At 66.4% G+C, this 23,452-nt stretch carries 17 protein-coding genes, 3 rRNA genes and 1 pseudogene; 17 read left to right on the forward strand and 4 right to left on the reverse strand.

Going from position 1 to position 23,452, the window contains the following annotated elements; all coding sequences use genetic code 11:
* The first annotated feature begins 183 nt into the window (after nt 1-183).
* The 7 genes and pseudogenes from R2B38_RS23445 to R2B38_RS23475 all read left to right on the forward strand — a co-directional run bounded on the left by R2B38_RS23445 (nt 184) and on the right by R2B38_RS23475 (nt 9,260).
* Nucleotides 184-1,711, forward strand: a 16S ribosomal RNA gene (locus tag R2B38_RS23445).
* A 316-nt stretch (nt 1,712-2,027) separates the two neighbouring features.
* Nucleotides 2,028-5,151: ribosomal RNA gene (locus R2B38_RS23450) — 23S ribosomal RNA — on the forward strand.
* A gap of 91 nt (nt 5,152-5,242) precedes the next feature.
* A 5S ribosomal RNA gene (rrf, locus tag R2B38_RS23455) occupies nt 5,243-5,359 on the forward strand.
* The 16S, 23S and 5S rRNA genes sit together here, the layout of an rRNA operon.
* 66 nt (nt 5,360-5,425) lie before the next feature.
* On the forward strand, nt 5,426-6,070 hold the full coding sequence (locus R2B38_RS23460) for an HAD family hydrolase (protein WP_318018009.1): 645 nt from the start codon (nt 5,426-5,428) through the stop codon (nt 6,068-6,070).
* Between the two features lie 93 nt (nt 6,071-6,163).
* A complete protein-coding gene (locus R2B38_RS23465; protein ID WP_318018010.1) occupies nt 6,164-6,859 on the forward strand; it encodes a VC0807 family protein in 696 nt (231 codons plus the stop codon).
* Between the two features lie 67 nt (nt 6,860-6,926).
* Complete coding sequence (locus tag R2B38_RS23470; protein WP_318018011.1) at nt 6,927-8,138, forward strand: MFS transporter; 1,212 nt, start codon at nt 6,927-6,929, stop codon at nt 8,136-8,138.
* Nucleotides 8,089-9,260: pseudogene (locus R2B38_RS23475) on the forward strand (acetoin utilization protein AcuC). The gene R2B38_RS23470 and the pseudogene R2B38_RS23475 overlap by 50 nt, the downstream one beginning before the upstream one ends.
* A gap of 373 nt (nt 9,261-9,633) precedes the next feature.
* Here the strand turns inward: R2B38_RS23475 and R2B38_RS23480 are convergent.
* The gene (locus tag R2B38_RS23480) at nt 9,634-10,071 is read right to left on the reverse strand and encodes a hypothetical protein (RefSeq protein ID WP_051801141.1); all 438 of its coding nucleotides are present in this window, start codon (nt 10,069-10,071) and stop codon (nt 9,634-9,636) included.
* 200 nt (nt 10,072-10,271) lie between these two features.
* On the opposite strand from R2B38_RS23480, the gene R2B38_RS23485 reads away from it, so the two are divergent.
* The 5 genes from R2B38_RS23485 (at nt 10,272) to R2B38_RS23505 (ending at nt 14,003) form a co-directional block, all read left to right on the forward strand.
* Nucleotides 10,272-11,087 (forward strand): phosphatase, encoded by an 816-nt coding sequence (locus R2B38_RS23485; RefSeq protein WP_318018012.1) that lies wholly within the window; start codon nt 10,272-10,274, stop codon nt 11,085-11,087.
* 139 nt (nt 11,088-11,226) lie between these two features.
* Nucleotides 11,227-11,439: a helix-turn-helix domain-containing protein gene (locus R2B38_RS23490; protein WP_004984898.1), complete on the forward strand. Its 213-nt coding sequence runs from the start codon at nt 11,227-11,229 to the stop codon at nt 11,437-11,439.
* 111 nt (nt 11,440-11,550) lie between these two features.
* A complete protein-coding gene (locus R2B38_RS23495; protein ID WP_003948845.1) occupies nt 11,551-11,649 on the forward strand; it encodes a 30S ribosomal protein bS22 in 99 nt (32 codons plus the stop codon).
* A 207-nt stretch (nt 11,650-11,856) separates the two neighbouring features.
* Nucleotides 11,857-12,918: an NAD-dependent epimerase/dehydratase family protein gene (locus R2B38_RS23500; RefSeq protein WP_318018013.1), complete on the forward strand. Its 1,062-nt coding sequence runs from the start codon at nt 11,857-11,859 to the stop codon at nt 12,916-12,918.
* 14 nt (nt 12,919-12,932) lie between these two features.
* A complete protein-coding gene (locus R2B38_RS23505; RefSeq protein ID WP_318018014.1) occupies nt 12,933-14,003 on the forward strand; it encodes a lysophospholipid acyltransferase family protein in 1,071 nt (356 codons plus the stop codon).
* Between the two features lie 206 nt (nt 14,004-14,209).
* Here the strand turns inward: R2B38_RS23505 and R2B38_RS23510 are convergent, their stop codons facing one another.
* The 3 genes from R2B38_RS23510 to R2B38_RS23520 all read right to left on the reverse strand — a co-directional run bounded on the left by R2B38_RS23510 (nt 14,210) and on the right by R2B38_RS23520 (nt 17,693).
* On the reverse strand, nt 14,210-15,424 hold the full coding sequence (locus R2B38_RS23510) for a DUF5667 domain-containing protein (protein WP_318018015.1): 1,215 nt from the start codon (nt 15,422-15,424) through the stop codon (nt 14,210-14,212).
* A 235-nt stretch (nt 15,425-15,659) separates the two neighbouring features.
* Nucleotides 15,660-16,433, reverse strand: coding sequence for an ECF subfamily RNA polymerase sigma factor, BldN family (locus R2B38_RS23515; protein ID WP_026151088.1), 774 nt, complete (start codon nt 16,431-16,433; stop codon nt 15,660-15,662).
* A gap of 315 nt (nt 16,434-16,748) precedes the next feature.
* Nucleotides 16,749-17,693 (reverse strand): HAD-IB family hydrolase, encoded by a 945-nt coding sequence (locus tag R2B38_RS23520; RefSeq protein ID WP_318018016.1) that lies wholly within the window; start codon nt 17,691-17,693, stop codon nt 16,749-16,751.
* A gap of 105 nt (nt 17,694-17,798) precedes the next feature.
* Between R2B38_RS23520 and R2B38_RS23525 the strand changes: the two genes are divergently transcribed.
* The 5 genes from R2B38_RS23525 to R2B38_RS23545 all read left to right on the forward strand — a co-directional run bounded on the left by R2B38_RS23525 (nt 17,799) and on the right by R2B38_RS23545 (nt 23,421).
* Nucleotides 17,799-18,047 carry a glutaredoxin family protein gene (locus R2B38_RS23525; protein WP_033282409.1) on the forward strand — a complete coding sequence of 83 codons (249 nt, stop codon included), beginning with the start codon at nt 17,799-17,801 and terminating at the stop codon, nt 18,045-18,047.
* A gap of 247 nt (nt 18,048-18,294) precedes the next feature.
* Entirely contained in the window at nt 18,295-19,056 is a 762-nt protein-coding gene (locus R2B38_RS23530; protein ID WP_318018017.1) for a redox-sensing transcriptional repressor Rex, read from the forward strand.
* A complete protein-coding gene (locus tag R2B38_RS23535) occupies nt 19,053-20,759 on the forward strand; it encodes a glutamyl-tRNA reductase (RefSeq protein WP_318018018.1) in 1,707 nt (568 codons plus the stop codon). The genes R2B38_RS23530 and R2B38_RS23535 overlap by 4 nt, the downstream gene beginning before the upstream one ends.
* A complete protein-coding gene (hemC, locus tag R2B38_RS23540; protein WP_318018019.1) occupies nt 20,756-21,718 on the forward strand; it encodes a hydroxymethylbilane synthase in 963 nt (320 codons plus the stop codon). The genes R2B38_RS23535 and hemC overlap by 4 nt, the downstream gene beginning before the upstream one ends.
* Nucleotides 21,715-23,421: a uroporphyrinogen-III synthase gene (locus R2B38_RS23545; RefSeq protein WP_318018020.1), complete on the forward strand. Its 1,707-nt coding sequence runs from the start codon at nt 21,715-21,717 to the stop codon at nt 23,419-23,421. The genes hemC and R2B38_RS23545 overlap by 4 nt, the downstream gene beginning before the upstream one ends.
* Nucleotides 23,422-23,452: the final 31 nt, after the last annotated feature.

A 23,452-nucleotide genomic window follows, 5' to 3' on the forward strand; every position in this document is an offset into this window, starting at 1 on the left:
TTCCTTGAGAACTCAACAGCGTGCCAAAAATCAACGCCAGATATGTTGATACCCCGTCCATCGGATTCTTCCGGTGGCAGGGTTCCTTTGAAGAAAACATACAGCGAGGACGCTGTGAACGGTCGGGCTTATTCCGCCTGACTGTTCCGCTCTCGTGTATGTGGTCCCGATTACGGGAAAACATTCACGGAGAGTTTGATCCTGGCTCAGGACGAACGCTGGCGGCGTGCTTAACACATGCAAGTCGAACGATGAACCACTTCGGTGGGGATTAGTGGCGAACGGGTGAGTAACACGTGGGCAATCTGCCCTGCACTCTGGGACAAGCCCTGGAAACGGGGTCTAATACCGGATAACACTCCCGCACTCATGTGTGGGGGTTAAAAGCTCCGGCGGTGCAGGATGAGCCCGCGGCCTATCAGCTTGTTGGTGAGGTAATGGCTCACCAAGGCGACGACGGGTAGCCGGCCTGAGAGGGCGACCGGCCACATTGGGACTGAGACACGGCCCAGACTCCTACGGGAGGCAGCAGTGGGGAATATTGCACAATGGGCGAAAGCCTGATGCAGCGACGCCGCGTGAGGGATGACGGCCTTCGGGTTGTAAACCTCTTTCAGCAGGGAAGAAGCGCAAGTGACGGTACCTGCAGAAGAAGCGCCGGCTAACTACGTGCCAGCAGCCGCGGTAATACGTAGGGCGCAAGCGTTGTCCGGAATTATTGGGCGTAAAGAGCTCGTAGGCGGCTTGTCACGTCGGGTGTGAAAGCCCGGGGCTTAACCCCGGGTCTGCATTCGATACGGGCTAGCTAGAGTGTGGTAGGGGAGATCGGAATTCCTGGTGTAGCGGTGAAATGCGCAGATATCAGGAGGAACACCGGTGGCGAAGGCGGATCTCTGGGCCATTACTGACGCTGAGGAGCGAAAGCGTGGGGAGCGAACAGGATTAGATACCCTGGTAGTCCACGCCGTAAACGGTGGGAACTAGGTGTTGGCGACATTCCACGTCGTCGGTGCCGCAGCTAACGCATTAAGTTCCCCGCCTGGGGAGTACGGCCGCAAGGCTAAAACTCAAAGGAATTGACGGGGGCCCGCACAAGCAGCGGAGCATGTGGCTTAATTCGACGCAACGCGAAGAACCTTACCAAGGCTTGACATACACCGGAAAGCATTAGAGATAGTGCCCCCCTTGTGGTCGGTGTACAGGTGGTGCATGGCTGTCGTCAGCTCGTGTCGTGAGATGTTGGGTTAAGTCCCGCAACGAGCGCAACCCTTGTCCTGTGTTGCCAGCGTGCCCTTCGGGGTGACGGGGACTCACAGGAGACCGCCGGGGTCAACTCGGAGGAAGGTGGGGACGACGTCAAGTCATCATGCCCCTTATGTCTTGGGCTGCACACGTGCTACAATGGCCGGTACAATGAGCTGCGATACCGTGAGGTGGAGCGAATCTCAAAAAGCCGGTCTCAGTTCGGATTGGGGTCTGCAACTCGACCCCATGAAGTCGGAGTTGCTAGTAATCGCAGATCAGCATTGCTGCGGTGAATACGTTCCCGGGCCTTGTACACACCGCCCGTCACGTCACGAAAGTCGGTAACACCCGAAGCCGGTGGCCCAACCCCCTTGTGGGGAGGGAGCTGTCGAAGGTGGGACTGGCGATTGGGACGAAGTCGTAACAAGGTAGCCGTACCGGAAGGTGCGGCTGGATCACCTCCTTTCTAAGGAGCACTTCTTACCAAGAACCTTCGGGAACTTGGTCAGAGGCCAGTACATCGGCGAATGTCCGGTGCTGGTTGCTCAAGGGTGGAACGTTGATTATTCGGCACTGTCGGTCATCTCATGGCTGTGAGTACTGCTCTTCGGGGCGTGGAAAGCTGATCACGAGTGGCGACAGGGCCGGGCACGCTGTTGGGTGTCTGAGGGCACGGCCGAGAGGCTGCCTTCAGTGCCGACCCCGGTAAAACATCGCGTGAGTGGTGTGTGACGGGTGGTTGGTCGTTGTTTGAGAACTGCACAGTGGACGCGAGCATCTGTGGCCAAGTTTTTAAGGGCGCACGGTGGATGCCTTGGCACCAGGAACCGATGAAGGACGTGGGAGGCCACGATAGTCCCCGGGGAGTCGTCAACCAGGCTTTGATCCGGGGGTTTCCGAATGGGGAAACCCGGCAGTCGTCATGGGCTGTCACCCTTGCCTGAACACATAGGGCAAGTGGAGGGAACGCGGGGAAGTGAAACATCTCAGTACCCGCAGGAAGAGAAAACAACCGTGATTCCGGGAGTAGTGGCGAGCGAAACCGGATGAGGCCAAACCGTATGCGTGTGAGACCCGGCAGGGGTTGCGTATACGGGGTTGTGGGATCTCTCTTCTGTCGTCTGCCGGCGACAGGACGAGTCAGAAACCGTTGATGTAGGCGAAGGACATGCGAAAGGTCCGGCGTAGAGGGTAAGACCCCCGTAGTCGAAACGTCAACGGCTCGTTTGAGAGACACCCAAGTAGCACGGGGCCCGAGAAATCCCGTGTGAATCTGGCGGGACCACCCGCTAAGCCTAAATATTCCCTGGTGACCGATAGCGGATAGTACCGTGAGGGAATGGTGAAAAGTACCGCGGGAGCGGAGTGAAATAGTACCTGAAACCGTGTGCCTACAAGCCGTGGGAGCGTCGCTGTATGTGCTTGCACATACAGTCGTGACTGCGTGCCTTTTGAAGAATGAGCCTGCGAGTTTGCGGTGTGTTGCGAGGTTAACCCGTGTGGGGAAGCCGTAGCGAAAGCGAGTCCGAACAGGGCGATATAGTAGCGCGCTCAAGACCCGAAGCGGAGTGATCTAGCCATGGGCAGGTTGAAGCGGAGGTAAGACTTCGTGGAGGACCGAACCCACCAGGGTTGAAAACCTGGGGGATGACCTGTGGTTAGGGGTGAAAGGCCAATCAAACTCCGTGATAGCTGGTTCTCCCCGAAATGCATTTAGGTGCAGCGTCGTGTGTTTCTTGCCGGAGGTAGAGCACTGGATAGGCGATGGGCCCTACCGGGTTACTGACCTTAGCCAAACTCCGAATGCCGGTAAGTGAGAGCACGGCAGTGAGACTGTGGGGGATAAGCTCCATGGTCGAGAGGGAAACAGCCCAGAGCATCGACTAAGGCCCCTAAGCGTACGCTAAGTGGGAAAGGATGTGGAGTCGCAGAGACAACCAGGAGGTTGGCTTAGAAGCAGCCACCCTTGAAAGAGTGCGTAATAGCTCACTGGTCTAGTGATTCCGCGCCGACAATGTAGCGGGGCTCAAGCGTACCGCCGAAGTCGTGTCATTCCAGCAATAGGGCCAACGCCTGCTGGGATGGGTAGGGGAGCGTCGTGTGCCGGGTGAAGCCGCAGCGGAAGCTAGTGGTGGACGGTTCACGAGTGAGAATGCAGGCATGAGTAGCGATACACACGTGAGAAACGTGTGCGCCGATTGACTAAGGGTTCCTGGGTCAAGCTGATCTGCCCAGGGTAAGTCGGGACCTAAGGCGAGGCCGACAGGCGTAGTCGATGGATAACCGGTTGATATTCCGGTACCCGCTGTGAAGCGTCAAACATCGAGCATCGTGATGCTAAGGCCGTGAAGCCGTTCCGGACCCTTCGGGGAATGGAAAGTGGTGGAGCCGCCGGCCCAAGCGGTTAGTAGGTGAGTGATGGGGTGACGCAGGAAGGTAGTCCATCCCGGGCGGTGGTTGTCCCGGGGTAAGGGTGTAGGACGTGGTCTAGGCAAATCCGGATCACACATAGTCTGAGACCTGATGCCGAGCCGATTGTGGTGAAGTGGATGATCCTATGCTGTCGAGAAAAGCCTCTAGCGAGTTTCATGGCGGCCCGTACCCTAAACCGACTCAGGTGGTCAGGTAGAGAATACCGAGGCGTTCGGGTGAACTATGGTTAAGGAACTCGGCAAAATGCCCCCGTAACTTCGGGAGAAGGGGGGCCATCACCGGTGAGAGGATTTACTCCTTGAGCTGGGGGTGGCCGCAGAGACCAGCGAGAAGCGACTGTTTACTAAAAACACAGGTCCGTGCGAAGCCGTAAGGCGATGTATACGGACTGACGCCTGCCCGGTGCTGGAACGTTAAGGGGACCGGTTAGTCACTCTTCGGGGTGGCGAAGCTGAGAACTTAAGCGCCAGTAAACGGCGGTGGTAACTATAACCATCCTAAGGTAGCGAAATTCCTTGTCGGGTAAGTTCCGACCTGCACGAATGGCGTAACGACTTCTCGACTGTCTCAACCATAGGCCCGGTGAAATTGCACTACGAGTAAAGATGCTCGTTTCGCGCAGCAGGACGGAAAGACCCCGGGACCTTTACTACAGTTTGATATTGGTGTTCGGTTCGGCTTGTGTAGGATAGCTGGGAGACTTTGAAGCTCACACGCCAGTGTGGGTGGAGTCGTCGTTGAAATACCAGTCTGGTCGTGCTGGATGTCTAACCTGGGTCCGTGATCCGGATCAGGGACAGTGTCTGATGGGTAGTTTAACTGGGGCGGTTGCCTCCTAAAGAGTAACGGAGGCGCCCAAAGGTTCCCTCAGCCTGGTTGGCAATCAGGTGTTGAGTGTAAGTGCACAAGGGAGCTTGACTGTGAGACCGACGGGTCGAGCAGGGACGAAAGTCGGGACTAGTGATCCGGCGGTGGCTTGTGGAAGCGCCGTCGCTCAACGGATAAAAGGTACCCCGGGGATAACAGGCTGATCTTCCCCAAGAGTCCATATCGACGGGATGGTTTGGCACCTCGATGTCGGCTCGTCGCATCCTGGGGCTGGAGTCGGTCCCAAGGGTTGGGCTGTTCGCCCATTAAAGCGGTACGCGAGCTGGGTTTAGAACGTCGTGAGACAGTTCGGTCCCTATCCGCTGCGCGCGCAGGAACATTGAGAAGGGCTGTCCCTAGTACGAGAGGACCGGGACGGACGAACCTCTGGTGTGCCAGTTGTTCTGCCAAGGGCATGGCTGGTTGGCTACGTTCGGGAGGGATAACCGCTGAAAGCATCTAAGCGGGAAGCCTGCTTCGAGATGAGTGTTCCCACCCCCTTTGAGGGGTTAAGGCTCCCAGTAGACGACTGGGTTGATAGGCCGGATCTGGAAGCCCAGTAATGGGTGGAGGTGACCGGTACTAATAGGCCGAGGGCTTGTCCTCAGTTGCTCGCGTCCACTGTGTTGGTTCTGAAACCACGAACAACCCCATTGCCATGGTCACGGCAGTGGTGCGGTTGTCTGTTTCATAGTGTTTCGGTGGTCATAGCGTGAGGGAAACGCCCGGTTACATTCCGAACCCGGAAGCTAAGCCTTACAGCGCCGATGGTACTGCAGGGGGGACCCTGTGGGAGAGTAGGACGCCGCCGAACAAATATTGCGAAAACCCCCGTACCGTTAATTCGGTACGGGGGTTTTCTGCGTTTAGGCTCAGTAGCATGCGCTATGACCTCGTGATCTTCGACAACGACGGTGTTCTCGTCGACAGTGAGCCGATCTCCAACAGGCTCCTCGCCGGCTATCTCACCGAGCTCGGGCACCCGACCTCCTATGAGGAGTCCCTCCGTGACTACATGGGCGCCGCGATGCACCGCGTCCACGATCTCGTCGAGGAGCGGACCGGGCAGCGGCTTCCGGACGACTTCGACGAGGCCTTCCACGCTCGCGTGTTCGCCGCGTTCGAGCGGGAGTTGAAGCCGGTCGCCGGGGCCGTCGACGTGCTGGAGAGGCTGGTCGCGGACGGGGTGCCGTACTGCGTGGCCTCGTCCGGGAGCCATGAGCGGATTCGGGTGGGGCATCGGACGACGGGGCTGGACGAGTGGTTCGAGGACGAGTGGGTGTTCAGCTCCGAGGACGTGGGGCGGGGGAAGCCCGCGCCGGATCTCTTCCTGTACGCGGCCGAGCGGATGGGTGTCGCGCCGGAGCGGTGTGTCGTCGTAGAGGACAGTCCGCTTGGGGTGCAGGCGGCTGTTGCTGCTGGGATGGACGTGTATGGGTTCACGGCGATGACTCCTGCTGAGCGGCTCTCCGGGGTCACTCAACTCTTTGGTGACATGGGGCAGTTGGCTGACCTGTTGGAATGACCTCGGGCAGCATCGGGGCGCTGACATTTGTCATGCCGAGGTCCGGACGATCGGTTCTACTGGCGGGTCGGGGCCTCGCGGCAAGCTGAGGGCATGACGACGAACACGGGCTCCATGAAGAAGAACTTCGGGCCGCTCCTCGCGGATGTGGCGGTGCCGATCGGGTCGTACTACCTGCTGAAGAGCGGGTTCGGGATGGGCACGGTGGCGGCGCTGGGGTGGAGCAGTGTCGTGCCGGCGGTGCGGACCGTGTGGGGGGTCGTCGCGGAGCGGACGGTCAACGCGTTCGCGGTGCTCATCCTCTTCGTGAACGTCGTCGGGCTGCTGCTCAGCCTCGTGGCCGGTGATCCGCGGCTGATGCTCGCGAAGGACAGTGGGATCAGCAGTGTCGTGGGGATCGGGATCCTCGTGTCCGTGGTGATGGGGAAGCCGATGATGACCGCCGGGATGAAGCCCTTCCTGGTGAAGGGCAGCCCGGAGCGGGAGGCCGCGTTCGAGCGGCTGTTGAGCGGGTCGGTGGCCTTTCAGCGGGCCGAGCGGCGGTTCTCGCTCGTGTGGGGTGTGATGCTGCTCGCGGAGTGCGTCGCGCGGGTCGTCGGGGTGTACACGCTGCCCGTGGACACCATGGTGTGGCTCGGCACGGTCGTGATGATCGGCACGATCGCCGTGACGTCGGTCGTCAGCGGCGGTGTCGCCGTCGGGCCGATGGCGGAGATGATCGACGCGGAGCTGAAGGCCGGAGACGCCCCCGTACCTGCGGCGATGCCCTCGCTGGTCGCCGCTCGGTAAAGCTGAGCGGAATTCATCTTTGGCTGGATCTACCCACGAGTACGCCGGGGCCCTTACGCTCGCCGCCATGACAGATGTGCTGCGGCGCGGTAGGGCCTCTTTGGCGTTCAGCTTCTTCGCTCAGGGCGCCACCTTCGCGCTGCTCGTGACACGCATCCCGGCGATCCAGGACCGGTACGGGGTCTCGGACGGGCTGCTGCCCGTCTTCCTGGCCGCCGTGCCGATCCTCGCCGGGGTCGGGAGCGTGACCACCGAGCAGCTCGTGAAGCGAATACGGCCCAGCGTGCTGCTGCGCTGGTCCCAGCCCGTCGTCCTCCTGGCGCTGCTCGGGGTCGGGGCGGGCGACAGCATGGCCGAACTGGCCGTCGCGCTAGGCGCGTTCGGGCTCGGGGTGGGTGCGCTGGATGCCTCGATGAACATGCTCGGGGTGAGTCTGCAGCGGACGTACGGGCGGAGCATCATGCTCAGTTTCCATGCCGCGTACAGCCTGGGCGGGATCGTGGGGGCCTCGCTGGCGTGGGCGGGGGCGCACTGGCATCTCGCGCTGTGGGTGTCGTATCTGCCCGTGGTGGCTGTGTTGTTGCCGGCTGCCTTTGTGGGGAGTCGGTGGTACGTCGACGGGGGTGCGCCGGGGAGCGAGGTGGAGGGCGCGGAGGCTGGGCCGCTGGTCTTCAAGTTGCTGCTGCCGTTGTGTCTGGTGATGACCTTCGCCTATATCGGGGACTCGACCGTCTCCAACTGGAGTGCGAAGTATCTGAAGGACGTGCTGGGGAGTTCGGAGCAGGTGGCGACCGTTCCGTACAACGTCTACATGGTGATGTGCCTGGTCGGGCGGGGGATCGGGGACCTGGGCGTGCGGCGGTTCGGGGCGGTGGCGGTGGTGCGGCTGGGGGCCGTGGTGGCCGCGGTGGGGTTCGCCGTGGTGGCCGTGGCGCCCGGGGCCGGGGTCGGGATGCTCGGGTTCACGTTGCTGGGGCTCGGGTTGTGTGTGCTGGTGCCGCAGACCTTCGCTGCGGCCGGGCGGTTGTTTCCGGGGGCTTCGGATACGGCCATCGCGCGGCTCAATGTGTTCAATTACGTGGGGTTTCTGATCGGTTCGCCGTTGGTGGGGGCGCTGGGCGATGCCTGGAGTTATCGCGGGGCCATGCTCGTGCCGATGGTGTTGGTGCTGGTGACGTTGGTGTACGCCCGCTCGTTCGCGCCGCAGGCGGGCCGGTACGGTGACGGGCATGAGCGGGCGCGCACAGCTGATGTGGGACGAGGCAGTAACGGGCTATGACTTCGGCCGGGACCATCCGATGGACCCGGTTCGGCTCGCCCTGACCCGGAGGCTCGTCGATGCCTTCGGGCTGGATGAGGTTGTGGACGTGGTGGCGGCCAAGGCCGCCGGTGATTCGACGTTGCGGCTGGTCCATCGGGAGGACTACGTCGAGGCGGTGAAGGCGGCCTCGGCTGATCCGGACGCGGCGGACGGGGCGTATGGGCTGGGCACGATGGATGATCCTGCCTTTGCCGGGATGCATGAGGTGTCGGCGCTGATCGCCGGGCAGTCGGTGGGGGCGGCGGAGGCTGTGTGGGGCGGGGACGCTCTGCATGCCGTGAACTTCTCGGGTGGGCTGCATCATGCGATGCCTGGGGCTGCTTCCGGGTTCTGTATTTACAACGATGCCTCGCTTGCTATCGCCCGGCTGTTGGAGCTCGGGGCCGAGCGGGTCGCGTATGTCGATGTGGACGTGCATCACGGGGACGGGGTCCAGGCCGCCTTTTGGGAGGACCCGCGGGTGTTGACGATCTCCCTGCATGAGCATCCTCGGACGTTGTTCCCGCAGACCGGGTGGCCGGAGGAGACCGGGGCGGGGGCGGGGAGGGGGCGGCCGTGAATGTGGCGTTGCCTGCTGGGACCGGGGACGCGGGGTGGTTGCGGGCGTTTCACGCTGTCGTGCCGGAGCTGATCGCGGACTTCAGGCCGCAGGTGCTGGTTTCGCAGCATGGGGCCGATACGCATTTCGAGGATCCGCTTGCTCATCTCGCGGTGTCGTTGGACGCGCAGCGGGCTGTGCAGGTGGCGTGTCATGAGCTTGCGCACGAGTACGCCGACGGGAAGTGGGTCGCGCTGGGTGGGGGTGGTTATGCCGTGGTGGAGGTGGTGCCGCGGTCGTGGACGCATCTCGTCGCGATCGCCGCGGGGCGGGAGATCGCGCCGGAGGCGGTGATTCCTGAGGGGTGGCGGCAGGAAGTGTTTGCTCGGACGCGGGAGTTGGGGCCGCAGCGGATGACTGATGGGCGGTGGCCGGTGGCGTATGCCGAGTGGGAGTCGGGGTACGACCCCGCGGATCGGCTTGACCAGGCTGTTCTGGCTACTCGGCGGGCGGTGTTTCCGTTGCGGGGGCTGTTGGCGTAGGTCTGCGGGGGATGTGCGGGTGGGTGGGGGCCGGGGTCGCGGGGATTTTTCGCCCCCGCCGCCCCTACCCGTCCCATCCCTGGGGGCTGCCGCCCCCAGACCCCCGCTTCGGCCTGGACGGCCTCGTCCTCAAACGCCGGACGGGCTGAGTGAAGCCGGCCTGTGTTGAAGAGGTGTCGGCCGTGTCAAGTCACGCCGGGCGGCGCTGAGTTGTGGCCGCCGGGGGCGGCTGGTCAAACCGTCCCCGGCGTTCATGTGTCAGTCCGCTCGGCGTTCTTGCGTCAGCCTCCCTGGATTTCGTGCGTCAGTCCGCCCGGCGTTCTTGCGTGAGGTCCCCTGGAATTCGTGCGTCAGTCTCGCTGGCGTTCGTTCGTCAGCCGCAGTGGCCCGAGTCCTCTGCCGACGCGTTGCCGATTGTGCCGCCCCAGGCGATGCAGGAGTCGCGGCCGTCGACGTAGACCGGGCCGGCGTAGCTCGTGTACGTACCGGAGTCGACGGACGGGTCGTCCGAGTTGCCGAGGGCGTCCAGGGTCACCGCCATGTTGATCCTGGTGCCGACGGCGTTTCGGACGGTCACGGCGCAGTTCTTGCCGGTGGACTCGTTCCAGGTGACGAAGACCTTGCCGGAGTTGCCCACCGGCGTGGAGTCGATGACCTTGTAGCCCGTGCCGCAGGCGCCGTTGTACGTGGCGGCGGCTGCCGCCTTGGTCGTCGTTGCCGCCGATGCCGGGGCCGTGGCGGCCGCCGTGCCGGCGAGGGCGAGGACGGTGAGTGCGGCGGCGGTTGTCGTGCGTCGGGACAGCTTCATCATGGTGTTCCCCCAGTTGGTGATCTGTCGGTCAACTCGCTTGGGGCGGTTGGTCGTTCCGCCCCACGCCAGGTGAGACCCGGGGAGCCGTACGACAGTTGTGGTCCGTCGTGTCACCGTCCTGTCACCGGTGTTACGCCAACCGCGCGGTGTTTGCGGGGTTCCGGCCGTGGCCGGGGCCGCCGTCCGTCACCATCACCCTCGTGTTGAGCACCGGCGCCCTCCGCGCCCATCTGCTGGCCGCGCGGCTGGCCGGGCCCGTGGCCACCTCGCGGGAGGAGAGTCTGCGGAGTTACCGGGCCTTCGAGGCCCGTGATCCCCGGGTGTTGATCGGACTCGATCCCGAATGGACTTGGGGGCAGGGGGACTTGATCGGGTTGATGGCGGACAAGTGTGGGGTTTCGGCCGACCCGGCGCACACTTCCGGGCATGATGTGATCGATCCCGAGCGGACTTTGAGTGCTTTGGACGCCTTCGCCGATCGGTTGGGGGAGGTAGCGGAGCGGAGTGGGGCCGTGCTTCTCGGGACCGGGCATCCGCATCGGCTGCTCGGGTTCTACGCCGCGTTGGCGGACGCCTTGTCGGCGGCGGGATGTGCTGTTCTCACCCCTGCGCAGGGTCTCTCTGTCGACATAACGACCCGGTTCGGTCTACGCACGTACAACCTTGACTACGTACACGGCGTCGCGCTCGTCCGCGAACCGGGCCCTGAACGCTCCGGTCGTGAGCCCGGCGCACACACGCACTCGCCGCTGCCGGTTCGTACCGTGCTGGGTGCGGCGGCGGAGGCCGGCGGGGTGCTTCCGGAGCTGGTGATCGGGGACCACGGGTGGGTCTGCGGAGCAGGTCAGCTGGGGTTTGAGGCCATTGGGCTGGCTGACACCGACGACCCCGCGCTGTTCGTGGGGGAGGCGGAGGGGTCGGTGTCCGTCGTCGTTCCACTTGATGACGCCGTGCGGTCCGCTTACTACCGGCCGCTTACCCGCTACGTACTCAATCGAGCGTGTCTGTCACAGTAGGCCGCCGATGGCCGCCGATGGGTGCACCTCTTCCCCACTCGCATCACACGCCCCTACATTGGGGAGTGAGCACGCAACGACGAAGAGTCACCGGAAGGGGAAGCCGGTGACCGTCGAGTGCGGAAGGTTCAGGTGTGTCATGGCTGCAGCTGGCGAGAGGCCTCTGAACGAGGTTCAGTTCCTTACCGTGGCGGAGGTCGCCTCGGTGATGCGAGTGTCGAAGATGACCGTGTACCGGTTGGTGCACAGCGGTCATCTGCCCGCTATCCGGGTGGGGCGGTCCTTCCGCGTCCCCGAGCAAGCGGTACACGAGTACCTTCGCGAGAGTTATGTGGGGGTGGAGACAGCCTGAGGCGATACCTCGATTACGACCTCAGCGCTCGGACGGGTAGGCTGGCCCCTTGTAGGTCGTATGGGCCCATGATGCCCAGCACCGAGTGATGAGAAGTGAGCGAGGGTAGTCGTGGGCTCTGTTATCAAGAAGCGGCGCAAGCGGATGGCTAAGAAGAAGCACCGCAAGCTGCTGAAGCGCACGCGCGTGCAGCGTCGTAACAAGAAGTAGGCGACGCGGCGCCGCGAGAGCGTCTCCTGTGGCCCCCCACCGCATTCCGGTGGGGGGCCACAGTTATGTCCGGAGTCCGCGGCCTGAGCGAGGTCTGACCGCGCGTTCGCGGGTACTCGGGAATTCGGCGGTCGGGCGGTCATCACAGCGCAACACCGAACCGCTAGGTTGGCCGCACACGGGTAACTCAGAAGGAAGGCGCTGATCTTGGGGAAGGTCGTGCTCGTGACCGGAGTGGCCCGTCAGCTGGGGGGCCGGTTCGTACGACGGATCCAGCGGGATCCGCGGGTCGACCGGGTGATCGCCGTGGACGCGGTTCCGCCCGGACACCATCTCGGGGGCGCGGAGTTCATCCAGGCCGACATCCGGCAGCCCACCATCGCGCGGGTGCTCGCCGAGTCGGGCGCCGACACGGTCGTCCACATGGACGTGACGGGCACCGCCCTGGGCAGCGGCAGCCGGACCACGGTCAAGGAGACCAACGTCATCGGCACCATGCAGCTGCTCGGCGCCTGCCAGAAGTCGCCGGTCGTCAAGCGCCTGGTGGTGAAGTCCAGCACGAACGTCTACGGCTCCGCCCCGCGCGACCCGGCCGTCTTCACCGAGGGCACCCCGCCGAAGTCCCTGCCGAGCGGCGGCTTCGCGAAGGACACCGTCGAGGTCGAGGGCTATGTGCGCGGCTTCGCCCGCCGCCGGCCGGACGTCGCCGTGTGCGTGCTCCGCTTCGCCAACATCCTTGGTCCTACGGCGGATTCACCGCTCGCGTCGTACTTCTCGCTGCCGGTCCTGCCGACCGTGTTCGGCTACGACCCGCGGCTGCAGTTCGTGCACGAGGACGACGTGATCGACGTCCTGCGGATCGCCTCGCACGACCCGGAGCGGGGCACGCTCAACAGCGGCACCTTCAACATCGCCGGGGACGGCGTCCTGCTGCTCTCCCAGTGCTCGCGGCGCCTGGGCCGCCCGACCGTGCCGCTGCTGCTTCCCGCGGTCACCTGGGCCGGTTCCCTGGTGCGTACGCTGGGCATGACGGACTTCTCCCCGGAGCAGATCCGGCTGCTCACCCACGGCCGGGTCGTGTCGACGGTCCAGATGCGCGAGACGCTGGGGTTCAAGCCCCGGTACACGACCGCCGAGACCTTCGCGGACTTCGCGCGCAGCCAGGGCCCGGGGCTCCTGCCGCCCGAGGTCCTCGCGGGGGCCGTCGACCGGATCGCCGCGCTGTCCGGGCCGGACAGTGGCCACCCCCCGACGCCGAGCGCCAACTGAGGAGCGCATCAACGATGGCGGATGCCAAGGTCATTCCGTTCGACGACGACCGGTCCCGCGCCAACGGCGTGCAGCGGCCGCAGCGACGCCGGAGCACGGGGAACCGGCGCAAGAACGGCGAGCCCGCGCTGGTCCGTGAGGTCCAGCCCCTGCCGGGCCGGGACTTCGCGCAGGATGATGTTCCTGTGACGCGTGAGGAACATGAGCCGGAGAAGCCGCAGGCCGAGGAGATCCAGAGCCTCCAGAGCGCCCTGGAACGCCGGGTCGCCCATGGCCTGTCGTTCCTGCGTCGCCGGCTCACCGGGGACTACGAGGTCGACGACTTCGGCTACGACGAGGAGCTCACCGACGAGGTCCTGATGCCGGCGCTGCGCCCGCTGTACGAGAAGTACTTCCGGGTCGAGGTCAAGGGCATCGAGAACATCCCGGCGGAGGGCGGTGCGCTGATCGTCGCCAACCATTCCGGGACGCTGCCGCTGGATGGCGTGATGATGCAGATCGCCGTCCACGACAACCATCCGGCGGGGCGGCACCTCCGGCTCCTCGCGGCGGACCTCGTCTTCATGCTCCCGGTGGTCAACGAACTCGCCCGTAAGGCCGGTCACACGCTGGCCTGTGCGGAGGATGCCGAACGGCTGCTGGGGCGTGGTGAGTTGGTCGGTGTGATGCCGGAGGGCTTCAAGGGGATCGGCAAGCCGTTCAGTGAGCGCTACAAGCTCCAGCGGTTCGGCCGGGGCGGGTTCGTCTCCACCGCGTTGCGCAAGGGCACGCCGATCATTCCGTGCTCGATCGTCGGGGCCGAGGAGATCTACCCGATGATCGGCAACTCGAAGACGCTGGCCCGGGTTCTGGGTTTTCCGTACTTCCCGATCACGCCTACGTTCCCCTGGCTGGGTCCGCTCGGTGCGATTCCGTTGCCCACGAAGTGGACGATCCAGTTCGGTGAGCCGATCCCTACGGATGGCTATCCGCCGGAGGCCGCCGAGGATCCGATGCTGATGTTCAACCTCACGGATCAGGTGAGGGAGCAGATCCAGCACACGTTGTACAAGTTGCTGGTGCAGCGGAGGTCGGTGTTCTTCTAGTTTGGTTCCGCAGTTTTCTCGGCCGCGGGCCGGTGGGGGCTGGTCGCGCAGTTCCCCGCGCCCCTAAAAGCAAAGACGGTGGGCACCCCTCGTTGGAGGGGTGCCCACCGTCTTAGGACGTCCACCGGCCGTCTTTTTGGGGGCGCGGGGAACTGCGCGCTCAGCCCCCACCGGCCCGCAGCCGAAGAACCGCAGAACCGGCGGAGCTAATTCGCGTCCTCGCTGTCGATGCCGAGGCCCGGCAGCAAGCCCGGCAACAGTGGCGGCAGCGTGACGTCCGGCTCGGTGATCGACGGTTTGCTCGCGGATGGCGACTCCGTGCCGGAGGCCTTCGGTGGGTCCAGGAGGCCCCCCGTGTTGCCGCCGAGGAGGCCGTCGCCGGTGGTGGCGGACGAGCTCGGGGTGCTGGAGTGGCTGGACTCGGAGGAGTCGTCGGTCGTGCTCGGGGTCGTCGAGCGGTGGGTGCCGGTGGAGCCGCCCGGGGAGGTCCGGTCCGGGGCCCGGTGTTTGCCGGTGCCGGCGGTCGTCGCCGGGGGCTGGGGCAGCAGCGACTGGAGCGGGGCGACCTCTTCGTCTATGGCGTCGAAGACCGAGGAGACCTGGTCGCTGACGTCGCCGAGCTGGACGGGGAGGCGGTCGCGCAGGGCGCCCCAGGCCTCGCGGTGCGAGCGGGAGAACGCGGAGAGGGCCTGGATGGGGCCCAGCGAGTTCGGGTCCTGCTCGTACGCCTCGTGCAGCAGGCGGTGGCCCTCGGACGCGTCGTGCGTCATCCCGGACAGCGTGCGGCGGATCTCGCCGAGCTGCTCGTGGTCGAGGTGGCCGCCGCGGTCCCGCTCCATCAGCCGGCGTGCCTCGCTCAGGCGGTTGGAAGCCTGGTCGAGGTAGGCCACACCGCGCTGGTCGTCGCCGTCGGACAGGTAGTTGAGCTTGAAGTCCTCGATGCCGCGCTTCAGGCCGTAGAGCGAGTCACCGGGCAGGGCGCCCGAGCTCGCCGCGGCCACTCCGCCGAAGGCACCCGCCGCCACCCCGACGCTCAGTCCGCCGGCCGCGAGGCCCTTGGTGAGCCGGGTGCGCGGCCGCAGCTTGCCCAGACCGGTGGCCCGGTGCGCACCCCGGGACCGGGGGGAGCGCTGCTCCGGTACCGAGGGTCCGGGTGCCTCGCCTTGCAGCATGGCCTCGAACGCGGCGACCAGCTGAGCCCGCTGGACCACCTTGACCTCGGGGTCCAGCACGGGTTTGGGCAGCTCGCCGAGACCTGCGGCGAAGGCCAGCATGCGGCCCTGCTCGGTCTGTTCCGCAGCAGCCGGGGCCGGGGCCGGTCCTTCGGACTGCTCGGCCGCCGTGCCCTGGTCGGACTGCTCCTCTTCCAGGGCCTGGGCGAAGGCGTTCGCCCGCCGGTGCGCCGATACGTTCGCGATCACTGGCGGCACCTCCTCTCGCGTCATGACGGTCGACTCCCCAGGGGGTCCTGAGGGTTGCACAGCCTGACCGCATCCACACGATCGAGTGATCGGGGAGGGTCAGGTCGTGACCACAGGGAGCCTGTATCCCGCACAACGAGTGGCGCGGCACTTGGGTTACGGACGACGGATGATCCGACCGCGAACTCAACGGACTTTCACTGAGCGCGAGTTGGGCGTTACCGAGCGTATGCCGTCAGCGGGCGTCGTCCGGGAGGAGCCGGGCGAGAGTGCGCACGGCCCGGTACTGGAGGGTCTTGATCGCACCCTCGTTCTTGCCCATCACGCGGGCGGTCTCCGCGACGGAGAGGCCCTGGAGGAAACGCAGCGTCACGCACTCCTGCTGCTGCGGGTTGAGCCGTCGTACGGCGTCCAGGAGGGCGGCGTTCGACAGGGACTCCAGGACGGAGTCCTCGGGGGAGCGCTCGACCTCGTTGGCGTCGAGCATCTCGCCGGTGGTCACTTCCAGCCGGAAGCGGCTCGACTTGAAGTGGTCGGCCACCAGGTTGCGGGCGATCGTCACCAGCCAGGCGCCGAAGTCACGACCCTGATAGGTGAACGTGCCGATGCGGCGCAGGGCGCGCAGAAAGGTCTCGCTGGTGAGGTCCTCGGCGGTGGCTTTGCCTCCCACTCGGTAGTAGATGTACCGGTACACAGTGTCGCTGTACTGGTCGTAGAGGCGGCCGAAGGCGTCGGCTTCGCCGGCCTGGGCACGCTCCACGAGGTCCATCATCCGGGCGCTGTCGCTGTCAGCGGCCGGACGGCGTGCGGTGGCGGCGCCGGCCGAGCGCCCTCGTCTGCCAACAGCCGCGCCGCCGTCGGCCAGTGCGTAGCACGGGCCTACGGGTGCGGTGGTGGCGAAGGCGGCGGGGACGGCGTACGCGGTGGGGACGAAGCCGCGCAACAGGTCTTGGACCGTTGCGCGCAGCGTAGCCAGGCCCGAGGCGTCAACCCCGACGTGTGGGTACACGGGACTCCCAGAGGCAGAGCTTCCATCACGTGCAGTACCGGAACATTCACCCGTCGTAGCGACGGAGGGGTACCGGATTGCGTCTGAGGAGAATAACGCTTCGTGCAGGCGCTGCTACACCCAGTTGCTCAAATCATCGATTACGTCGCTTCTGTAACCGGTTGGCGCCCGATCAAGTACCGCAGAGTGACCGGTTGTTGATCAGAACGGTCCGAATTCAGTCAGGGACCGGGGCGTGTTGTGGCCGTGTGCAGCCAACGTGACTGGACAGGGGGTTACGCGGGTACGACCCGTGGATTGGCTGTGTTTACCGCGTCACCGGCGTCGGCGGTGCAATGCGATCGCCGCGGCCGTGCCGCCCGCCACCGCGCCCACGCCGGCCGCCGCCGGGATGCCGACCTTGGCCGCGCGGCGGGCCGTGCGGTAGTCGCGCAGCCGCCAGTCCAACTCCCGCGCGTGCTTGCGCAGCTTGGAGTCCGGGTTGATGGCGTAGGGGTGCCCGACCAGCGAGAGCATCGGGATGTCGTTGTGCGAGTCGCTGTACGCGGCGCAGCGGGACAGGTCCAGGCCCTCCGCCGCCGCCAACGCCCTGACCGCCTCCGCCTTCGCGGGGCCGTGCAGGGGTTCGCCGACCAACTTGCCGGTGTAGACGCCGTCGACGGACTCCGCGACCGTGCCGAGCGCGCCGGTGAGGCCGAGGCGGCGGGCGATCACGTTCGCGATCTCCACCGGGGCCGCTGTGACGAGCCACACCTTCTGACCCGCGGCCAGGTGCGCCTCGGCGAGGGCGCGGGTGCCGGGCCAGATGCGCTCGGCCATGTACTCGTCGTAGATCTCCTCGCCGATCGACTGGAGTTCGGCGACGCGGTGGCCCTTGACGATGGACAGCGCGGAGTCGCGCGCCTCCTGCATGTGCTCGGGATCCTCGGAGCCGGCGAGCCTGAAATAGGCCTGCTGCCAGGCGAACTTGAGGAGGTCGCGGGTCTCGAAGAACTTCCGCTTGTGCAGGCCGCGGCCGAAGTGGAAGATCGACGCGCCCTGCATGACGGTGTTGTCCAGGTCGAAGAAGGCCGCGGCTCTGTCGTCGCCGAGGACCGGGAACTCCGGTTCCGCAGCTTCCATTTCAGGCGCGAGGGCATCCTGTATGTCCTGCGCGTCCTGCGACGACTTGCGCGCTGCCTCCGCAGAGGCCTCGCCTGCCAACACGCTCCGCGCCGTGGCGGAGCGCCTACGGGGAGTGAGCCATCCGAGAGCGGCCATGTCGTGAGCATAGCCAGTTTGTTCGGTGGTTCCGGAGCCGAGAGGTTCGGAGGCTGTGAACTCTCCGCGACCGGGCCGTTAAAGAAGTGCACCGGTGGCGCGAGAATGGTGTGCATGAGTCATCTCGTCACCCTCATCCGCAAGCCCGGCTGTCATCTGTGCGAGGACGCGCAGCTCGTCGTGGAGAAGGTCTGCGCCGATCTCGGGGTCCCCTGGGAGGAGAAGGACATCACCGAGGACCAGCGGCTGCACGACGAGTACTGGGAGCAGATTCCGGTTGTGCTGATTGATGGGAAACAGCACACCTTCTGGCGGGTGGACGAGGCCCGCCTGCGCCGGGAACTGACCAAGTAGTTCAACGCGCACCCGAACGTCGCTTAGGATCGACGGCGGTTTGGTCTCGGGGGCGGGAATTACGAGGAGTGTGGCGGTTTTGCCCCCTGGAATACGGCTGGGACGCGTGTGCGTGACCCCGGTCACGTTGGCCGGGCAAATCGGACACCATCTTTGTGCACGCGTTCACAAAGACATAGCCTGCTTCCGACGGGGCGGTCTGGGTACGTGTGACCGCCCACAGCCCCGCTCTACCCGCAGGAGCACCGTGGCAACTGGCCGAACTCACCGACCGGCGAGCCGTAGCCGAGGGATTCCCGAGGCCACCGTCGCCCGTCTCCCGCTGTACCTCCGCGCGCTGACCGGACTCTCGGAGCGCTCGGTGCCCACGGTCTCCTCCGAGGAGCTCGCGGCCGCCGCCGGGGTCAACTCCGCGAAGCTGCGCAAGGACTTCTCGTACCTCGGTTCCTACGGCACCCGCGGTGTGGGCTACGACGTCGAGTACCTCGTCTACCAGATCTCCCGCGAGCTGGGCCTGACCCAGGACTGGCCGGTCGTGATCGTCGGTATCGGCAACCTCGGCGCCGCCCTCGCCAACTACGGCGGGTTCGCCTCCCGCGGCTTCCGCGTCGCCGCCCTCATCGACGCCGACCCGGCGATGGCCGGCAAGCCCGTCGCGGGCATCCCGGTCCAGCACTCGGACGAGCTGGAAAAGATCATCAGCGACAACGGCGTCTCCATCGGCGTCATCGCGACCCCCGCCGGTGCCGCCCAGCCGGTCTGCGACCGCCTCGTGGCCGCCGGTGTGACGTCCATCCTGAACTTCGCGCCGACCGTGCTGACCGTCCCGGACGGCGTCGACGTCCGCAAGGTCGACCTCTCGATCGAGCTGCAGATCCTCGCCTTCCACGAGCAGCGCAAGGCCGGCGAGGAGGCCGCCAACCAGGCGGCGCACCCGACCGCCGCGCACCGCGGCGACTCCGCCGAGCAAGGCCCTGACGGGGACGTCCCCGCCGTGATGCCGGCATGAGTCTCCTCGTCGTCGGGCTGAGCCACCGCAGCGCGCCGGTCAGTCTCCTGGAGCGGGCCACGCTGAACGCGGACGCCCAGTTCAAGCTCCTCCAGGACACGGTCGCCGCCGAACCGGCCGCCGAGGCCGCGGTGTTGGCCACCTGCAACCGCATCGAGCTCTACGCCGACGTGGACAAGTTCCACGCGGGCGTCGCGGAGTTGTCCACGCTGCTCGCCCAGCACAGCGGCGTCGGCCTGGACGAGCTCACTCCTTATCTCTACGTGCACTACGAGGACCGGGCCGTCCACCACCTCTTCTCGGTGGCCTGCGGTCTCGACTCGATGGTCGTCGGCGAGGGCCAGATCCTCGGCCAGATCAAGGACTCGCTGGCCAAGGCGCAGGAACTGCACTCCGCCGGGCGGCTGTTGAACGAGCTGTTCCAGCAGGCCCTCCGCGTCGGCAAGCGCGCCCACTCGGAGACCGGCATCGACCGCGCGGGCCAGTCCCTGGTCACCTTCGGCCTTCAACAGCTCTCCTCCGGCACGGCAGTTGAAGCCTGGGCCAAGGGGAAACGCGCCCTGGTCATCGGCGCCGGCTCCATGTCGTCGCTGGCCGCCGCGACCCTCGCGCGTGCCGGGGTCGCCGAGATCGTCGTCGCCAACCGCACCTCCGACCGCGCCGAGCGGCTCGCCCAGATCATCACCGAGAGCCCCGAAACGGACGTGTCCGCCCGCGCGGTACCGATGGATTCGGTGCCGTTCGAGCTGACACGTGCCGATGTGGCCGTGTCCTGCACGGGCGCCACGGGCCTGGTCCTGACGGCCGACGCGGTCGCCGGAGCGGTCGAGGGCCGGGTGTCTCCGGACACCACCGCCGGTCGTACGGCCGTAGCGGACGTCGTGCGTGAAGAGCTTCCGCCGACGTCCGTCGGGAGTGAGGACGGGTGTCCGCTGGACCTGTCGGCGGTGCAGGGGGCGAGTGGCTTCTCCGTGATGGGGGAGGCCGCCGTGGCCGGGATGGACGCGGCGACGCTGGAGCAGCACGCGGCCTGGGTCGGCGGCAGCGCCGTCGACCGGCGCGAGGCGGCCCGGAGCACGCCCGAGGCCGAGCTCATCACCGAACTCGCCACCATGGCCGCCACCGTCGGACGGATTCCCGAGCGGCGCAGGCCCGAGCCCGTGGCCCACATCCCGCGCCCCGCGCCGGTGTTGTCGCTCCTCGACCTCGCGATGCCGCGGGACGTCGACGCGGCCGTGCACCGGCTGGCCGGGGTGCGGCTGGTGGACATCGAGTCGCTCGCCGAGGCCTCCGCGGACGCTCCGATGGCGGCGGACGTGGACGCGGTCCGGCGTATCGTCTCCGACGAGGTCGCGGCCTTCGGGGCAGCCCAGCGGGCCGCGCACATCACGCCGACCGTGGTCGCCCTGCGCGCCATGGCCGCCGAGGTCGTCGCGGGTGAGATCGCCCGGCTCGACGGACGGCTGCCCGGCCTCGACGACAAGCACCGCGCGGAGATCACCCAGACCGTGCGACGCGTCGTCGACAAGCTGCTGCACGCGCCGACCGTACGGGTCAAGCAGCTCGCGGCCGAGCCCGGCGGCGCCGGGTACGCGGACGCGCTGCGCACCCTGTTCGACCTCGACCAGGAGACGGTGGCCTCCGTCTCCCGGGCCGAAGAAGACTCTGAGAACGAGATCAGCAAGAACCGAGGGCCAGCATGAGTAGCAATGCACCACTGAGACTTGGGACCAGGCGGAGCAGACTCGCCCTGGCCCAGTCCGGGTTGGTGGCGGACGCCGTGAGCCAGGTGACCGGACGGCCCGTCGAGCTCGTCGAGATCACCACCTACGGCGACACCTCCCGTGAGCACCTCGCCCAGATCGGCGGCACCGGGGTCTTCGTGACCGCGCTGCGGGACGCGCTGCTCGGCGGTGAGGTCGACTTCGCGGTTCATTCGCTGAAGGACCTGCCGACCACGCAGCCGGACGAGCTGGTGCTCGCCGCCGTACCCGAGCGCGAGGACCCGCGCGACGTCATCGTCGCCAGGGACGCCCTGAAGTTCACCGACCTGCCCCGCGGGGCGCGCATCGGTACGGGCTCCCCGCGGCGTACGGCCCAGCTGAACGCGTACGCGCGCAGCCACGGCCTCGACATCGAGACGGTCCCGATCCGCGGGAACATCGACACCCGCGTCGGCTTCGTCCGGGACGGTGAGCTGGACGCCGTGGTCCTGGCCGCCGCCGGACTCAGCCGGATCGGCCGCCTCGACGACGTGACCGACTTCCTGTCGGTCGACACGATTTTGCCCGCCCCCGGCCAGGGGGCCCTGGCGATCGAGTGCGCCGCGGACAACGCGGACCTGATCGCGGCTCTCGGTGAGCTCGACGACCCGTTCACGCGGGTCGCCGTGACCGCCGAAAGGTCCCTGCTCGCCGCCCTGGAGGCCGGCTGCTCCGCCCCTGTGGGCGCGCTGGCCGACCTTCTGGCCGACGGGCAGATTGTCAAGGAAATGCGCCTGCGCGGAATAGTCGGCACGACCGACGGTTCGCGTACGGTGCAGCTGTCCACCACCGGTCCCGTGCCCGAGACGCATGACCAAGCACTGGCGCTCGGTCGCGAACTCGCCGCCGAGATGCTTGCCCAGGGCGCGGCCGGTCTGATGGGGGAGCAAGCCAAGTGAGCCCCACCACTCTTCCCGCCGCCGGTCCGGAACACGGGCACGTCACCTTCCTGGGTGCCGGACCCGGAGATCCGGGACTGCTCACACTGCGCGCCGTAGAGGCGCTGGCGAACGCGGACGTTCTCGTCGCCGAGCACGAGGTGCTCGACGTCGTACGTGCGCACGCCCGATCAGGCGTGGCCGTCGTGCATCCGGATCCGAGTCCTTCTTCGGGCTCGCTCCCGGGCACAGGCACGCCTCAACTAACGGTAGTTGACGGTGCGTCAACAACCGTTGGCCTACCCGCTGTGCGGGATGCGGCACATCTTGTCATGGAGGCCGCGCGGGGCGGCAGGCGGGTCGTACGTGCGGTGTCCGGGGACCCCGGACTAGATACGTACGCCGCCGAGGAAATGCTCGCCTGTGTCGCCGCGGGTGTGCCTTTCGAGGTCGTCCCGGGTGTCGCGGCGGCCGTCGGCGTGCCCGCGTACGCCGGTGTCCCGCTGCGGGACGCGCAAGGGGCGGACGTCCGGTTCGTGGACGCCCGTACCGCGTCGGACCGGTGCTGGACGGAGGTGGGGGCGTCGGACGGCACGGTTGTGGTTTCCACGTCCCTGGACTCCGTGGCCGCTGCGGCCGGCGAGTTGGTGGCTGCGGGGCGCAAGCCCGATACGCCCATGACCGTCACAGTGGCTGGTACGACCACTCGTCAGCGGACCTGGTCCGCGACGCTCGGGACGATCGCGCAGACGCTGAAGCAGGCGAAGGTGCTGCCGTCCCCCGATGGTGGCCGGCCGGTGATAGCCGTGGTCGGTGAGCGGTCCGCCGCCGCGCAGCGCGACCAGTTGTCGTGGTTCGAGTCCAAGCCGTTGTTCGGCTGGAAGGTGCTCGTGCCGCGTACGAAGGAGCAGGCGGCTTCGCTCTCCGACCAGTTGAGGTCGTACGGGGCTGTTCCGCATGAGGTGCCTACGATCGCCGTCGAGCCGCCGCGGACGCCGCAGCAGATGGAGCGGGCGGTCAAGGGGCTCGTGACCGGACGGTACGAGTGGATCGCTTTCACCTCAGTGAACGCGGTCAAGGCCGTGCGGGAGAAGTTCGAGGAGTACGGGCTCGATGCTCGGGCCTTTGCCGGGATCAAGGTCGCCGCGGTCGGGGAGTCGACCGCGAAGGCGCTGGTTGCCTTTGGCGTGAAGCCGGATCTGGTGCCGAGCGGGGAGCAGTCCGCGGCCGGGTTGCTTGAGGACTGGCCTCCGTACGACCCCGTCTTTGATCCGATCGACCGGGTGTTCCTGCCGCGGGCGGACATCGCCACGGAGACTCTCGTCGCCGGGCTGATCGAGCTCGGGTGGGAGGTCGACGACGTGACCGCCTATCGGACCGTGCGGGCGTCGCCGCCGCCGGCCGATACGCGGGAGGCGATCAAGGGGGGTGGCTTCGACGCCGTTCTCTTCACGTCGTCTTCTACGGTGCGGAACCTGGTCGGTATCGCCGGGAAGCCGCACAACGTGACCGTGATCGCGTGTATCGGGCCTGCTACGGCTAAGACGGCCGAGGAGCACGGGCTGCGGGTGGATGTGATGGCGCCGGAGCCGTCTGTGCACAAGTTGGCCGAGGCGTTGGCGAACTTCGGGTTGCGTAGGCGGGCGGCGGCTCAGGAGGCGGGGGATCCTGTTACCCGGCCCAGTGAGCGGCGGCCTGGGGCTCGGCGGCGGCGTACGACCTGACGGCGGTGCGGGGAGAATGTCCAAGTTCTCC

This window comes from Streptomyces sp. N50 (genome assembly GCF_033335955.1).
In the GTDB taxonomy this organism is placed as follows: Bacteria; Actinomycetota; Actinomycetes; order Streptomycetales; family Streptomycetaceae; genus Streptomyces.